12 protein-coding genes and 1 tRNA gene are annotated in these 15,321 nt (G+C 44.2%); 4 read left to right on the forward strand and 9 right to left on the reverse strand.

The window, feature by feature from the left end; translation table 11 throughout:
• Positions 1-120 precede the first annotated feature (120 nt).
• On the reverse strand, positions 121-1,161 hold the full coding sequence (tsf, locus tag L0M85_RS08235) for a translation elongation factor Ts (protein WP_125335075.1): 1,041 nt from the start codon (positions 1,159-1,161) through the stop codon (positions 121-123).
• Positions 1,162-1,237: 76 nt separating this feature from the next.
• The gene (gene rpsB / locus L0M85_RS08240) at positions 1,238-2,020 is read right to left on the reverse strand and encodes a 30S ribosomal protein S2 (RefSeq protein WP_042507486.1); all 783 of its coding nucleotides are present in this window, start codon (positions 2,018-2,020) and stop codon (positions 1,238-1,240) included.
• A gap of 313 nt (positions 2,021-2,333) precedes the next feature.
• On the opposite strand from rpsB, the gene L0M85_RS08245 reads away from it, so the two are divergent.
• Both L0M85_RS08245 and L0M85_RS08250 read left to right on the forward strand, forming a co-directional pair.
• Positions 2,334-2,404: transfer RNA gene (locus L0M85_RS08245), tRNA-Cys, on the forward strand.
• A gap of 121 nt (positions 2,405-2,525) precedes the next feature.
• A complete protein-coding gene (locus L0M85_RS08250; RefSeq protein ID WP_238656827.1) occupies positions 2,526-3,245 on the forward strand; it encodes a hypothetical protein in 720 nt (239 codons plus the stop codon).
• A 370-nt stretch (positions 3,246-3,615) separates the two neighbouring features.
• Here L0M85_RS08250 and nusG read toward each other — a convergent pair whose 3' ends face one another.
• From nusG to rpmG, 3 genes are all read right to left on the reverse strand, one after another.
• Positions 3,616-4,152, reverse strand: coding sequence for a transcription termination/antitermination protein NusG (gene nusG, locus L0M85_RS08255; RefSeq protein ID WP_006595435.1), 537 nt, complete (start codon positions 4,150-4,152; stop codon positions 3,616-3,618).
• Between the two features lie 185 nt (positions 4,153-4,337).
• Entirely contained in the window at positions 4,338-4,514 is a 177-nt protein-coding gene (gene secE / locus L0M85_RS08260) for a preprotein translocase subunit SecE (RefSeq protein WP_023024653.1), read from the reverse strand.
• 9 nt (positions 4,515-4,523) lie between these two features.
• Positions 4,524-4,676 carry a 50S ribosomal protein L33 gene (gene rpmG / locus L0M85_RS08265; protein ID WP_006595433.1) on the reverse strand — a complete coding sequence of 51 codons (153 nt, stop codon included), beginning with the start codon at positions 4,674-4,676 and terminating at the stop codon, positions 4,524-4,526.
• 126 nt (positions 4,677-4,802) lie between these two features.
• On the opposite strand from rpmG, the gene L0M85_RS08270 reads away from it, so the two are divergent.
• Entirely contained in the window at positions 4,803-5,723 is a 921-nt protein-coding gene (locus L0M85_RS08270) for a neutral zinc metallopeptidase (protein ID WP_023024655.1), read from the forward strand.
• A gap of 648 nt (positions 5,724-6,371) precedes the next feature.
• Here L0M85_RS08270 and pbp2a read toward each other — a convergent pair.
• On the reverse strand, positions 6,372-8,603 hold the full coding sequence (pbp2a, locus tag L0M85_RS08275; RefSeq protein WP_238656828.1) for a penicillin-binding protein PBP2A: 2,232 nt from the start codon (positions 8,601-8,603) through the stop codon (positions 6,372-6,374).
• 183 nt (positions 8,604-8,786) lie between these two features.
• Between pbp2a and L0M85_RS08280 the strand changes: the two genes are divergently transcribed.
• Positions 8,787-9,710, forward strand: a complete 924-nt coding sequence (locus L0M85_RS08280; protein WP_238656829.1) for an RluA family pseudouridine synthase — start codon at positions 8,787-8,789, stop codon at positions 9,708-9,710.
• Between the two features lie 128 nt (positions 9,711-9,838).
• On the opposite strand, the gene L0M85_RS08285 is transcribed toward L0M85_RS08280, so the two are convergent.
• From L0M85_RS08285 to L0M85_RS08295, 3 genes are all read right to left on the reverse strand, one after another.
• Positions 9,839-13,039 carry a pneumococcal-type histidine triad protein gene (locus L0M85_RS08285; RefSeq protein WP_238656830.1) on the reverse strand — a complete coding sequence of 1,067 codons (3,201 nt, stop codon included), beginning with the start codon at positions 13,037-13,039 and terminating at the stop codon, positions 9,839-9,841.
• 9 nt (positions 13,040-13,048) lie between these two features.
• Entirely contained in the window at positions 13,049-13,984 is a 936-nt protein-coding gene (locus L0M85_RS08290) for a zinc ABC transporter substrate-binding protein (protein ID WP_195611531.1), read from the reverse strand.
• A gap of 381 nt (positions 13,985-14,365) precedes the next feature.
• Positions 14,366-15,321, reverse strand: a 956-nt coding sequence (locus tag L0M85_RS08295; RefSeq protein WP_195611535.1) for a GBS Bsp-like repeat-containing protein, incomplete at its 5' end; no start/stop codon positions are given.

Raw genomic sequence — 15,321 nt, forward strand, 5'->3', positions numbered from 1 at the left:
GGACTGAAACAGCTGTTTCAGTCCTTTTAGAATGTAGACAAACTATTTTTTATAAAAAATAGCTAGATGACTTTATCTTGCAAAAAAGAGGTTTCCATCGAAACCTCTTATTTTTTATTCTTAGTTGTTAAGAGCTGCTGCCATTGTAGCTGCAACTTCTGCTTCAAAGTCATTTGAAGCTTTCTCAATACCTTCACCAACTTCAAAGCGAACGAATTCAACAACTGAAGCATTTACTGATTCAAGGTAAGCTTCCACTGTCTTGCTGTCATCCATGATGTAAACTTGTGCAAGAAGAGTGTAGGCTTGGTCAACTTTTGTGTTGTCCAAGAAGAAGCGGTCCATTTTACCTGGGATGATTTTATCCCAGATTTTTTCTGGTTTACCTTCAGCTGCCAATTCAGCTTTGATATCTTCTTCAGCTTGAGCAACCACTTCGTCAGTCAATTGAGCTTTAGAACCATACTTCAAGTGTGGAAGAGCCGGTTTACCAACCATTGCACGGCTTTCGTTGTCTTGGTCGATCACGTGGTTCAATTGTGCCAACTCATCTTTCACGAATTGCTCATCCAATTCTTTGTATGAAAGAACAGTTGGTTTCATTGCAGCGATGTGCATTGAAATTTGTTTAGCAAGTGCTTCGTCTCCACCTTCGACAACAGAGATAACACCGATACGTCCACCGTTGTGTTGGTATGCACCGAAATGTTGTGCGTCTGTTTTTTCAAGCAAAGCAAAACGACGGAATGAGATTTTTTCTCCGATTGTAGCAGTTGCAGATACGTATGCTGCTTCAAGAGTTTCACCTGAAGGCATTGTCAAAGCAAGAGCTTCTTCGTTGTTAGCTGGTTTACCTTCAGCGATGACTTTCGCTGTTGCGTTTACCAACTCAACGAATTGAGCGTTTTTCGCAACGAAGTCAGTTTCAGCATTTACTTCAACTACTGCTGCAACGTTACCGTTCACATAAACACCAGTCAAACCTTCAGCGGCAACACGGTCAGCTTTCTTAGCTGCCTTAGCCATACCTTTTTCGCGAAGCAATTCGATTGCTTTTTCGATGTCACCTTCAACCTCAACCAAGGCTTTCTTAGCGTCCATGACACCAGCACCAGATTTTTCACGCAACTCTTTAACAAGTTTAGCTGTAATTTCTGCCATTTTGATTCTCCTATATTTTTTTAAAAATAGGAGAGCCGGGCTAAGCCCCGCCCTCCTAGGTAATTACGATTATGAATTAAGCGTTGTCGCCTTCTACAACTTCAACGATTTCTTCGATTGAATCTGCTTGAGTTTCAGTTGCTGCCAATTCAGCTTCAACTGATGCAACTGCATCTTCACCTTGACGTCCTTCGATAACAGCATCAGCCATTTTCGCAGTGATCAATTTAACAGCGCGGATAGCATCATCGTTAGCTGGGATGATTACATCGATATCGTCTGGGTCAGTGTTTGTGTCGACCATCGCTACAACTGGGATACCCAATTTCTTAGCTTCTTTAACAGCGATTTGCTCTTTGTGTGGATCCACAACATACATTACGTCTGGGATACGAGGCATATCTTCGATACCACCCAAGAATTTTTCAAGACGAGCGCGTTGTTTGTTAAGAAGTGCAACTTCTTTCTTAGGAAGAACGTCGAAGATTCCTTCTTCTTCCATGCGTTTGATTTCTTTCAAACGAGCGATACGTTTTTGGATTGTTCCCCAGTTAGTAAGGGTTCCACCCAACCAACGGTGGTTGATGTAGTATTGACCTGAACGAACAGCTTCTTCAGCAACAGCTTCAGCAGCTTGTTTCTTAGTACCAACAAACAATACAACTGCGTCGTTTGCAGCAGCATCACGCATAAAGTCATATGCTTGGTCAGCGTATTTTACAGTTTGTTGCAAGTCGATAACGTGGATTCCGTTACGCTCAGTGAAGATGTACTTAGCCATCTTAGGGTTCCAGCGACGAGTTTGGTGACCAAAGTGTACACCAGCCTCAAGAAGTTGTTTCATTGAAATTACTGCCATGAGTAAATTCTCCTTTTTGTTTTTTCTCCTCTCCCAGACGTCAGCTTGCAACACGACCACAAGGGCAACGGTGCCACAATGGTTCCGGGATGAGTATTTATTGCTTTACGCAACTTTATCAGTATAGCAGATTTAGAAGCATTTTGCAAGTCATTTGAGAGAAATTCCTAGACTTTCCTGCTTTTCTTCAGGTCTTTTTTCTCCTTTCTTTATGTTTTTCTGCACGATTCTCATTCTTTCCCTTTCATAAGCCTTTTGTCCGAAATTTTTTCTTGACCTTATCTGATTTTTAAGATAAAATAGAATATGTTGTGGCGGTATAGCCAAGTGGTAAGGCACGGCTCTGCAAAAGCTTGATCGTCGGTTCAAATCCGTCTACCGCCTTCACAAACAAATATCAATGAGCCCAACAATGGGCTTTTTTTAATACCATCACTTGATTGGACTGCACCATCGCTCCTTTGCGAGCGATTCTGTTATCCACTCATGAAAGGAAAAGATGATTATGAAAAAAGTTACCCTATATGCTCTCAGCATCCTCTCTTTGGCCATACTGGCTGCTTGCCAACCAGCACAGAAAGAGACCCAAGAAAGAAAACCTCTTGTTAGCAGCTCTAAAAAAACCTCTAAAAGCTCTAAGAGTTCTAGAAGTTCTTCCTCTAAAAAGTCAACCAGCAAAAAGAATTTTTCATCAGGCTTCAATGACGATGATTCTCATAGCTCTTCAGATTCTAACACGCGCGAGGATCCTAACTATACAATGAGCTTGATGGACCAAGGAGAATCACTGGAAGCTATCGGGGATATCCCTGAAATGCCAAAATGGGCTGCCTTCAAAGAAATTAAGGTGGAAATCCTTGTTGGAAATGAAGCCCTTGCTCCTACTTCAAAGGACGAAGCCATCAATAAGTTAGGTCCTATTGATTCCACTTATGGTGATAATGGTTACTGGCATGGAGAGGGCTATGCTATCTTGATTGATTTTAATGAAAAAGGTCAAGCCACTAACAAAATTGCAAACTTGCCTAACTCTAAAAAGGTGACGAATCTCAAGGATATTCAACCTGGAATGACGGCTAAAGAAGTCATTGAAAAACACGGCCGTCCAGAAACTGTTTTCGTCTTTGGCTACGCGACGATCTTTACTTGGAAAGGTGAAGACGGGAAGGACTACTCTGTCGGTTTTGACAAAGAAACAGTCTTCCAAGTCTCTGAACCTGCATAAAATTCCCTTTTTCGGGATTCTTTTCTGATCCTATTCAAGAGCACTCAGTTGCTTTTCTCACCGATGGGATAGAAGCCCTTCTCATAACGCACAAACCCTCCAAGACGCTAGTCTTGGAGGGTTTGTTTGAATAAGAGGCTGGGACAAAAGTCCTAGCCTCTCAATTGCCTTTGAATTGTCGAGCAAGACGCAGTGGTTGCTTGGTATCTTTGTTCGCTTTTAAGCTCCAAATATGACCTAATGAGGGAAACAAAGTTTCCTTTATCTGCAACCTTCAACAGTCTCCCAGACTGTTGAAGCTGTGCGGAGGTGGGACGACGAAATCGAATTCTAACGAAGGACCGATTTCTGTCCCACTCTCTTTCATTCCTTACAATTCTGCAATTTGATTGAGGTTGACTTCTGCCACAGTGTCATTTCCAAACATGGTGATAATCATTTTCACCTTGTTGTTATCGATTTCTGTGATCTTACCAGTGTAATCTGCAAAAGCTCCATCGATGATGCGTACAGTATCTCCTACCTTCACATCAATGTTGAAATCTTGAACGGTTTGTCCCATCGAAATCAAGATGTTACGGATTTCGTCTTCCAAAAGTGGAGTTGGTTTTGAACGGTTCCCGTGTGATCCAACAAATCCAGTTACGTTTGGTGTATTCCGAACGACAAACCAAGCTTCATCCGTCATGACCATTTCTACCAAGACATAACCAGGGAAGCGATTTTCTTCGATTTCTTTTGTCTTCCCGTTTTTCTCGATTTGCACAGTTTGAGTAGGGATTTCTACACGCAAGATGTTTTCCAACATGTTATAGGTTTGTGCGCGTTGAAGAAGGTTTTCCTTCACTTTGTTTTCATATCCTGAGTAGGTCTGTAGGACAAACCAGCCTTTGTCAAAACTATCCATTTTTATTTCCTTTCTTATCTACCAGAAGGGGTTCGTTTCATCACGATACTAAAAAAAGCCTTCTGGCTCTTGTTTTCCTAGCTCCATTATAACATAAAACCGGAGAAAGCAAAGAAGTTTCTCTTGTTTTTCTTCAGCAAGACAAGAAAAAAAGCATCCACAGGGGACGCAGATTTGTTCTTTTTTTAGAACATATCGATGATCTTCAAAATACCTTTAGCCACTACTTGGTCAAACAAATAAATCAAAGCTACAAAGAAAGCGGTGTACTCAATTACTGAGATAAAATTTTTCCATCTTTCCTTGCGATTTGGCCAAGTCGTGTTTTTCAGCAAGACAAAAATATCTTTAAAAAATTTCACAACATTCTCCTATCTGGTTTCTTTATGAATTGTATATTTGCTACAATGTTTACAAAATTTGTTAACTTCTAGACGTTTTGGTTTTGGCGTCGCACTCAACTTGATTGAGTAGTTGCGTGACCCACAAACCGTACACGCTAGACTTGCTTTTTTTAATGCCATAACGCCTCCATTCACACCATTATAGCAAGTTTTCTACTATTTGACAAGTTCTTCTGCTCTCTGGAAGCGCATTTTGTTTGGCTTTTCTCTACGATTTGGTACAATATAGGAGATAAAGGAGAAATTATGAAAAGCGATCATCTGAAAGAAAGTAAAAACATTGAAGACCGTCGCGGGCAAAGTGGCGGAAGCTACTCATCTGGCCGCTCTGGTGGGAATTTAGGGGGTGGTATTTTACAAATCCTCCTCTCACCTGGAAGCTTCAAGAGCAAACTAATCTTGATCCTGGTCCTCATCTTTTTGAGTGGCGGGGCTGGATTGAGCGGGCTCTTTGACCAGGGCCAAACCACGCAGAACTATAACTCAGGCCAAGTCACTCGCCAAAGCAATACCCAGGTGAGTGATGGAGATAGCAAATTCGTCAGTCAAGTCCTTGGAACGACTGAGGATTTCTGGGGGCAAACCTTCCAAAATGAAGGGCGGACCTATCACAAACCAACCTTGGTTTTCTATACAGGTCAAACTCGAACTGGCTGTGGTGTAGGCCAAGCATCTGCCGGTCCCTTCTACTGTCCGACAGACCAAAAGATCTATTTGGATATCAGCTTCTACAAAGAGCTAACCACCAAATACAAGGCTAGCGGAGATTTTGCCATGGCTTATGTCATCGCTCACGAAGTCGGCCACCACATCCAAAACGAATTGGGGACTCTTCAGAGTTATCAGAAAGCCATCCGAGGAAAAAGTGAGACAGAAAAAAATGCCTTAAATGTCCGTTTAGAACTTCAAGCTGACTATTATGCGGGTATGTGGGCTCGTTACATTGAAGAGCAAGGCCTCATGGAGACGGGAGATATCGAAGAAGCGCTCAATGCTGCCCACGCCGTGGGAGATGACACCCTTCAAGAACAAGCCTATGGCTACTCCGTTCCTGATAGCTTCACCCACGGGACTTCTGAACAACGTATGCGCTGGTTCAAACGTGGTTACCAATACGGTGACTTTGAACACGGAGATACCTTCAGCGTCTCTGATAAAGACTTGTAACAAACCTAAAACCAAAAGCCTTTCAGATTATCTGAAGGCTTTTTTAGCACCCTATCGATAGCTAGCTAAGCAAGGAAAATGATTTAAAAAATCCTTTCCATTCAAAATCTTCTCAGAAACTTTCCTTAGGTGAGTACGGACGTCAGCGAACTTCGAAGAAGTTCCATGACTTAGTTTTGAATCTAGGGTTTCAAAACTCCCGAGTGCTTGAAACAATCGTGTTTCAAGCACTTTTCTCACGGCGGAAAGTTTCGAGATTGAGTTGAATAATTTCATAAAATAGAAATCATCTTTTTTATTGAAGGATCTCCCAGTTATTTTATGTAAATATAGTTCCTATACAATCTAAAAGAGAGTGGGACAGAAATCGGTCATTCGTAAGAATTCGATTTCGTCGTCCCACCTCCGCACAGCTTCAACAGTCTGGGAGACTGTTGAAGGTTGCAGATAAAGGAAACATAGTTTCCGTCAACATAGGGCATCTTTGAAGCTTAAAAAGCGAACAAAGACTTAGGATACTTGCTTCGCAAGTTCTATCCACCACCTCAAAGCAGTGCTTTGAGCACTCAACCACTGCGCCTTGCTCGACAATCCAAAGACAATTTAGAGGCTAGGACTTTTGTCCCAGCCTCTTTTAAGCGTCTATTTTTAGAATCCAAACCAACCTTTGAAAGTATCCCAGGCATTTTGTGCTTTTCCAGGAATATCTGCTTCATCGATGGCTTTTTTGGCATCGTCTACGATACCTGCAGCGCGTTCTTTGACCGTATCAAAGAAGCCCTTGTCCTCTTCTGGACTCTCTGTTTCTGTTTCTTGACCGACAGGGGCAATGCCATTTTCCTGGTAAGAATTTTTCTCATTGTCAAAGCTAGTTCCTTCTGTATAAGGAAGGACGCTATTGGCTACATTTCGGAAGATCACTGAGGCTGTCTCTGCACTGGTCCCTGTCAAATAGTGGGTTTCATCCGTCTTAGGGAAGCCTAGCCACTGACTAATGACCACATCTGGCGTGTATCCGATGACCCACTGGTCTCCGGAAAGATCGGGGTTGAAGTCCGTTTCAGTCGTTCCTGTTTTACCAGCCATGGTATAGCCATATGGTGCTGCGTTGACACCCGTTCCGTTGGTAAAGGTTCCTAGCATCATATTGGTCATCTTCTTATTGGCTGAACTGCTGAGCACTCGTTTCGATTTCTGGCTGTGACTTTTCACCACCTGACCACTAGCATTTTCAATCTTCGTAATGAGATGGGCATCGTTCATCACTCCATCGTTGGCAAAGGTTCCATAGGCCTGAGCCATCTGAAGCGGATTGGTCGTCACTCCAGATCCGAGGGCTACTCCGAGGGATCTGTCCACCTTGTCCATATCGAGACCAAATTTTTTCCCGTAATCAAAGACAGTATTGAGCCCCAACTCATTGGCTGTCGCTACAGCTGGAAGGTTGAGAGATTCTGCCAAGGCTTGGTACATGGGAACGGTCGGGCTACCTTGAATGCCACCGTAGTTATCGACTGTATAACTGCCGTAGACCTTGGTCGTATTGTCCAATTCTTTGTTGGTCGACCAACCGTTGGCAACAGCTGGACTATAAACGACGAGAGGTTTAATGGTAGAGCCAGGACTTCTCGCAGATTGAGTCGCATAGTTATAGCTTCTGAAACCAGCATTTTGGTCACTAGCCACGCGTCCGACGATCGCCCGCACTCCTCCAGTCTTAGGATCCAGAGCTACGCTACCAGATTCTGCCCGTGTGCCATCTTCAGCAACTGGGAAGAGATCTACATTGTCGTAGATGACCTGCATGCTGGCTTGGTAATTCTGGTCCATCTCTGTGTAGATCCGGTAACCATTCTTGATGATATCTTCTTCTGTCAGACCATATTCGTTGACAGCCTCGTTGATAACTGCATCGAAATAGGACGGGTAGCGATAATCTTCTGACTTGCCTTCATAGGCATCCACCAGCTGTCCATGAATGTCGACTGCAGCGGATTGATCTGCTGTGGCTTGGTCGATATAACCAGCTGCCACCATATTTTGTAGGACCGTATTGCGACGATTGGTGGCGTTCTCGACTGAATAAAGGGGATTATAAATTTCTGGCCCCTTGAGCATACCGGCAAGGACAGCTGACTGATCCAAAGTCAACTCACTAGCGGAGACACCAAAATACTTCTTAGAAGCATCTTCAATCCCCCAAACCCCATTTCCAAAATAGGCATTGTTGAGGTACATGGTCAGGATTTCTTTCTTACTATATTTTTTGTTAATCTCGAGGGCTAGGAAGAACTCCTTGGCCTTCCGCTCAACCGTCTGATCCTGAGAAAGATAGGCATTTTTGGCCAACTGCTGGGTTATCGTTGATCCCCCACCTGAACGACCGGCAGTCAAAATCGCCAGGAAGAAACGACCGTAGTTAATCCCACTATTTTTGTAGAAGCTCCGGTCTTCCGTCGCAACAACCGCATTTTGTAGGTTTTCGCTAATGGCATCTAACTCAACGTAGGTCCCTTTTTGCCCCGTTAGGCTACCTGCTTGATTCCCGTCTTTATCATAGATGATTGTGGTCGCCTTGAGGGCGTTTTGCAGATCTGCTACATTGGTCGTCTTGGCTATGTAAAAAAGATAACCTCCGACGACGAGACTAAAGGTCAAGCCAATCAATAAGAAGATCTTGGTCAAGTGATACTTGCGCCAAAAGCGTCTGATTGGATGTTGGGAGTGAGATTTTCTCCGTGACTTATCCGACCGGCTATAGGTTGGAGCTTGCTCCTCCCCGTCCGTTGATAACTCAACCTCTTCCGCAATCTTCCTAGGTTCTTTCTCTCGTTGGAAATGACGAATCATTCCCTCCATTAATTCTTTTAATTTGTTCATAGTCCCTATTTTATCACCTTCCTAACGTCTAGACAAGAAAGACCTTCGCAGAAACGGATGCTTTTAGTTTTCTTTAAGGTTGCCATCCAGTCCACTCTAGAGCGGGTATCAGCCACTTCTTTCCCCTCTCCTTTTCCTCCTTCTCATCTTTTCTTTCCCCTTGCTTTCTGATACAATAACACTATGCATTATACTATAACGATACCAAGCGCCTTGCCCGCTATGACGGTCAAAGAGGCCCTGGAAGATTATTTTCTCATCCCACGAAAGATTCGTCATTTTTTGCGGACCAAAAAACATGTCCAAGTCAATGGGGAGACCGTCCACTGGCAATCGATGCTTCAGGCTGGTGACCAACTTACCCTTACCTTTGATCCGGAAGATTATGAAGAAAAGGAGCTCTTAACAGGGGATGCTAGCCTGGTCGAAAGCCTCTATGAAGATGAGCACCTCATCATCGTAAACAAACCAGAAGGCATGAAAACACACGCCAATCAACCAGATGAAATCGCCCTTCTAAATCATGTCTCCACTTATGTTGGGAAGTCCTGTTACGTCGTTCATCGCTTGGACAAGGAGACCAGTGGGGCTCTTGTCTTTGCCAAGAATCCCTTTGTATTACCCGTCCTAAATCGACTGCTAGAAGACAAGAAAATCCAACGAGACTATTGGGCCCTAATCCTAGGCAGCTTACCCAAAAAGCAGCTGGTTTATAAGGACAAATTGGGCCGTGATCGCCACGATCGGCGCAAGCGTATTGTCGATCCTCGAAAGGGCCTCTATGCGGAAACCCATGTGACTAGCTTAAAGACTTTCAAGCGCACCAGCTTAGTCAACTGTCAGCTCCAGACAGGTCGCACCCACCAGATCCGAGTCCACCTCTCTCATCATGGCCATCCGATCGTGGGTGACCCTCTCTATAACCCAGAAAGAGCGCCTCGTCTCATGCTCCATGCCCACCGCTTGCGGCTTACCCACCCCTTCACCTTAGAGAAAATTCAAGTTGAGGCCCCTTCTCCAAGTTTTGAGAAAGGCTTAAAAGAGAGTGGGACAGAAATCGGTCATTCGTTAGAATTCGATTTCGTCGTCCCACCTCCGCACAGTTGAGTAGGGCTGTAAAAGCTGATGAAATCAGCCTAGTAGAGCCCACTCAACCACTGCGTCTTGCTCGACAATCCAAAGACAATTAAGAGGCTAGGACTTTTGTCCCAGCCTCTTTTATTTCTGCACAGGTCCTATTCCGTCGTTTCTTCACTTGCGACTGGACTGGCTTCTGTTTTTTCTGACTCTGGTGATGGAGTCTGAGCAGGATCTGAAGCCTCTTCCTTATTTAGGCTAGGATCGCTTGTGGCAGGACTTTGAGGTTCTGGGGCTGCTTTGTCTGCTTCCGCCACTGCTGTCGATGGAGCTGCTAGCAATTCATCTCGAAGAGCTTGGATCGCTTGTAGCAAGGCTTTCTTGTCGCTCTTTGGATCAGCTAGTTGATCAAAGAGAGCTTCTAAGCGTTCAAACTGAGCATCACCGGCCCCCTTTTCGACCAATTGTTGGTGGAGAGCGATCAACTGGTTATAAATCTCTTGATAGAGGGCCACGTCTCCAAGTTTTGGTTCTTCTGTTTTCTTTTGCTTTTGTTGTTCAATCGTTTCACCAACTTCACGCAAAAGAGTTTTTCCAGCAGTCAAGGCCTTGTCAGCATCGGGCTCTTGGCGTACCTGTTCTAAACGTTCTTCAAAAGCAGGACGCTTGCTTTCTTCTACTTGTGGCAAAAGAGAGTTGATTTGTTCCAAAAGGGTTGTCAAGATACTAGAGCGTTGACGGGACTCTGTCTTTTCATCCAAGTCACCATAGACCCCTTTGAGGAAGTCGTAAACAGCTAGGTTATAGGACGGAGCATCTCCTCCCTTTTGATCCAGAACTGTTTTTTCGATTGGATAGGTTGGAGCATTTTCCTGGGACAGTAGCTGGTCAATCGCTTGCTTAGCTTGGTAGAGTTCCATGAAATGGGCTTTTGAGTCCCAAGCTTCTTCAAAGGCCTGAGCCCGGTAAAGCTTCAAAGCAAGGTCTGATGCTTTCGCACGCAATTCTGGTGTCAAACGCGCATCGCTTAAACTTTGGTAGAAATACTTGAGGTAGTCCACCGAAGTCACACCAGTCCGATCTTGCATCTCCTGAATAGCTTGCAACAATTTTCCTTGCTGATCCAAGCCTTGGCTATCTTTAGCTGTATAGGCTTCCTGCAACTGAGAAACAAGGCTTTCTTTCTTGAGTTGGAAGGCTTCGGTATCAAGCAAGCGAACCTGTTCCAATAATTCCTGGTAGCGACGGTCCAAGGCCGTTTCTTCTTTCGGCTTGATGTCCTGAGTCGCATGGATATATTCTTTATCAACTTGTTCGAGACTTGCCAAGTAGCCTGCTGTCGAATTGCTTGGGAAGTTTTTAACTGTTTCTAAGAATTGACCCAAGTTTAACTCAATCCGTCTTTGTTGCAGAGGGTCTGATGCGTACAAAGTCCGACTTTCTGCTAGGAGTTGGTTGACCTTGTCCTCTACAGCTTTCTGGTCCAAGTCACCTTTCTGGTAAGTTGCTTGGATGGTCGGTAGACGGTGAGCCAAGTAGTCTGCCAATCCTGCTGAGCGTACCTTGATGTAGTGGTTATGGTCTCCATGCGGAATGACAAACTGGCCGTTCTCGATTTGCATCGTATATGGTGAAATACCGGAGCGAAGTGCTGTTGCATAAAGCTCGTTGATAAAGTCTAGCTCAGGATTCCCTGTTTCAAGCGGAATCCGAACATGTTCCTTCCGTACTGCATAAGGGTGGATATGGGTTGGATCGTATTCTTGGTCTGGATTGTTAAAGACAAAGAAACCATTGGAAATCTTGATAGCTTCCCGAGGGACGCCGTAGGTCTGGCTAATGTATTGGATTTTTTCTTCATCCGAAGCATCGCGCGAATAGGTCGCCACATCATCTGTCAGTGGTTGCCCCTTGTCCTCTTCCTTCTTACCAGCTAATACTGCCTCTGCAGCAGCGATTTCTTGAGGTGAGAGATCCTTCTTGTAGAAGTAATGGGCATGGTCCCCGTGAGCGACCATATAACCCTCATCATCCTTGCTGATGACCTGATCTGCATGGAAACCATGATCATGTTCGCCTTCATGATGATGGTCATGATCGGCCTCATGGTCATGCTTGTGATGAGGATCCTTCTTCTCGTGGTCTTGGTCATGATCAACTGGTTTTGTGTCTGGGCTTGAAGGTTGAGTTGGCTTTTCTTCTGTCGCTACAGTCCCAGTTTGAGACCGGAGGACTTGATACTGGCGTGCCAATTCCCGCTCTAAAGGCGAAAGCACACTATAAGGGATAAAATGGAAGTGATCCCCATGCGGATACACCACTCCTTGCTCTGTCCATTTGGTAATTTTGCTTGGATCAAAGACAGAACCATCCGACTCAACATGGCGCTCTGAAAGCGGGGTATGCTGCAACTCTTTCTGTAGGCTTTCCAGACTTCGCCCTTCTGTCGTCACTGTTGGATGGGGAAGAGGAGTGGAGAGCGCTGGAGTGACAGGTGCTGGAATCGGTTGATTCGGATTAACCGGTGCAGTTAACTGGATAGAAGGGGGCAATACAGGTTTTACCTCATTTTTCCCCCCTCTACCATTTAAGATAGATAAGGCAGCAGCTAATTCTCCAGCTGATAAGGCGCTCTTTGGAATAAAGTGGTAATGGCCACCATGAGGCACTATGAAGCCATCCCCGGTATCAGAAATCACATCTCCAGGATGGAAGACATAGCCATCATCTGTCCGGTAGCCACCTTGACTTGGCTTGGCACCTGCTGTTAGACTGTCTACTGTTTTCCCTTCACGTAGGGCCTGACTCGGCTGACTGAAATCACGAGTTTGCCCAGATTTTTGGGCATTCTCTTTCGAACCTGAAACCAGCTCTCCTTTTTTCTGTTGGGCAATTTCCTCCACTGAACGAACATTCAGCGTATGTTGCGGATCGGTTAGATAAAGGTAGTAGGTCCCATCCTTCTTGATAATATAGCCATCTCGTACCTGTGTGACAATATCTGATTGTTTCAGTTGGTAAGTAGGGTCCCGTAAAATCAACTCCTCACTAAAAATCGCATCGTAAGGGACCTTGCCATTGTAGTAATGGAAATGATCTCCGTGGGAAGTCACAAAGCCCTCGTCAGTAATCTTGACAACAATCTGCTCAGCTTGGGTCTTCTCTTTAGAGTTGACGGTTTCAATGCTTTCTTCCTGTTTGTTTGAGCTACTAGCTGATTTTTTCTTATCTCCTTGTAAATACTGCACCTGATTCTGATTCTTTTTATCTTCCTTGACAGGTGCTTGTTGGCTTAAGGCATAGGCACATAAGCCCAAACCTAATGTTGCTACTAATCCAATTGTTCCTTTTTTCTTCATTCTTTCTACTTACTCCTGTAATTCTTTCGCTAGACTAGCCATATTTTCTTCTAGGTTCTCCAAGAAATCTTTGTTATTTTCTGGATCTGCTTCGAGAGGATCCAAAACCTTCACTTTTGCTCCTGTCGCCTTGGCAATGCTATCGGCCACCTTAGACGAGGTATGCTTCTCAACAAAGATGGTTTGAACTTGATAGTCCTTGACAAACTGCTGAATCTCAGCCAATTGACGGGCTGTTGGTTCCTGCTCAGGCGAGATTCCTGCGATTCCTAATTGTTTCAAGCCAAAGCGCTTAGCTAGATAAGAGAAGGCTGTATGCTGGGTTACGAAGGTCTTTTGTGTCGCTTTTTCAAAGAGAGGCTGGTATTTAGCCACCAAGGCCTCACAGCGTTTTTCAAGCTTTTGGGCATTGGCCTCATAATAACTTCTATTTTCTGGATCGATGTCTCCCAACTCTTTGGCGATGATCTTCCCTTCTTCGGCAATTTTCAGTGGATCCATCCAGGTATGAGGGTCATACAAGTGTTTAGCATCCTTCCCTTCCGTATCCTCGATGTCTTCTAAGCCAGCGACCTTATCCAATTCCATTCCCTTGCTGGCTTCGATGACCCGCAGTTTCGAGTCTTGCAAGCTAGGATCTAGACGTCCAGCCCAAGATTCGAGTGTTTGAGAATGGTAGACGAAGACATCCGCATCATATATCTGGGCTGTCTCCTTGGCCGAAGGTTCGTAATCATGAATCCCAGCGCCAGACTGAACCATCCAGACCTCGTTGCGATCGCCTGAAATTTCCTTAACTAGAGAATAGACAGGATAAAAACTCGTCACAATTTTGAGACCCTTTTTAGTTGAGCCAGCTCCCGAACTTCTCTGGCTTCCACAAGCTACTAGCAAGAAGAGACAGATGAATCCAATTCCTACGGCTCTTAGTTTCCTCCCCAACATGTATAAATCCTTTCTTTTTCTTAATTGGTTTATTAAACAGTTAATTAACTAGTTAATGATAACGCTAATTTTTTAGTTTGTCAAGGATTTTTTGTATTTTTTATCACACAAAAAAGAGGCCCCTAGGTGCCTCTTCTATACTCTCGATTAGTTAGACAAGATTAATCAAGCCTTGCGCTTATTTTTTCTTCTTTTTAAGGAGATAAGCTCCACCGCTTGTAGTACAAAGGCTAATACCAAGCTAATCAAGGAGATGGGGATACCAGTACTTAGCACTCTTGTCAAGTCCGCAAAGAATACAAAAAACCAGCCCTCTTTCAGAGCTGGTTATCTTTCTATTATAGAAAAGTACTTAGGCAAAAATGCCGAGATACTTGCTTGTTATCTATAACGTGGTGTAGCAAAGCCTCGGATATTCCCGTGTCCGATACGGTAAACATTGCGTTTTACGGTTCCAACATAACCGGAATTTCCTTCAATTGTATGAATCAGTCCATTTTCAACGTATTCAACAATTCCAATATGATCCGCAAATCCATTATTCGGTTGAGAGTCTTGGTCCCAGTTAAAGGTAATGATATCACCTGACTTCGGTGTAGAAGTCCCATTCTCATTCCAAATACCTAGATGTTTAAAGATTTGGATATGGCGTTCCACCCCACACTCACGACCAATCAAATGACTAAGCCCTTCGCGTTGGAAGACAGTTGTGACAAACACATCGCACCAATCATCTGTATTTTTCACAGGATAACCTACTGGCAACGGATGAACACTATTGTAATCTCTGACCAATTTAAGGTGCTCTGGAGATCCAGTCTCAACGCCAATCAAGCTTGATGCCGCCTTTAGAACTCGACCTAACTGACCATCTGCATCTTTTGCAGAAATATGCTTCAGATAGAGCTGATTTCTAGTTACAAAGTTCCGGTTCTCTACCTGCACCGTCGTGCCACCAACACCAACCTGACTACCATCACCCTGGATATAGTACAAATGGACATGGTAAGTACCTGTCGAAAACTTATGGTCAGAAGCCTTCACGCTTACCTTGTAAGTCCCATCGGATTGACGAGTCGCTTCATACCAAGTCAAATCATCCTGACCATTTACCTCAGACCAAGTTGGTACTTGAACAGTACGTACACCTTTAGGACTATAGACATTACTGATAATGACATCGAAAGTGCCATTATCCTTGTTATTATTTTGGATCGTAATCGTAGCAGTCGGAGTTGATTTCTGAACTTCTACAACAGTCTCTGTAACATAACGGCGCTTGTTTTCTTGATCAATATAATGAACGTGAACTTGGTACTGTCCAACTGAGTTCTTGT

Origin of the sequence: Streptococcus sp. DFI.7.26, assembly GCF_022240605.1 — a bacterium.
GTDB lineage: Bacteria > Bacillota > Bacilli > Lactobacillales > Streptococcaceae > Streptococcus > Streptococcus xiaochunlingii.

Excerpts from the sequence above, each read along its gene's own strand:
- tsf (WP_125335075.1), bottom strand. The coding sequence starts at position 1,161 with ATGGCAGAAATTACAGCTAAACTTGTTAAAGAGTTGCGTGAAAAATCT.
- pbp2a (WP_238656828.1), bottom strand. The coding sequence starts at position 8,603 with ATGAACAAATTAAAAGAATTAATGGAGGGAATGATTCGTCATTTCCAA.
- rpsB (WP_042507486.1), bottom strand. The coding sequence starts at position 2,020 with ATGGCAGTAATTTCAATGAAACAACTTCTTGAGGCTGGTGTACACTTT.
- rpmG (WP_006595433.1), bottom strand. The coding sequence starts at position 4,676 with ATGGCATTAAAAAAAGCAAGTCTAGCGTGTACGGTTTGTGGGTCACGC.
- L0M85_RS08280 (WP_238656829.1), top strand. The coding sequence starts at position 8,787 with ATGCATTATACTATAACGATACCAAGCGCCTTGCCCGCTATGACGGTC.
- L0M85_RS08250 (WP_238656827.1), top strand. The coding sequence starts at position 2,526 with ATGAAAAAAGTTACCCTATATGCTCTCAGCATCCTCTCTTTGGCCATA.
- L0M85_RS08290 (WP_195611531.1), bottom strand. The coding sequence starts at position 13,984 with ATGTTGGGGAGGAAACTAAGAGCCGTAGGAATTGGATTCATCTGTCTC.
- L0M85_RS08270 (WP_023024655.1), top strand. The coding sequence starts at position 4,803 with ATGAAAAGCGATCATCTGAAAGAAAGTAAAAACATTGAAGACCGTCGC.
- nusG (WP_006595435.1), bottom strand. The coding sequence starts at position 4,152 with ATGGATAGTTTTGACAAAGGCTGGTTTGTCCTACAGACCTACTCAGGA.
- L0M85_RS08285 (WP_238656830.1), bottom strand. The coding sequence starts at position 13,039 with ATGAAGAAAAAAGGAACAATTGGATTAGTAGCAACATTAGGTTTGGGC.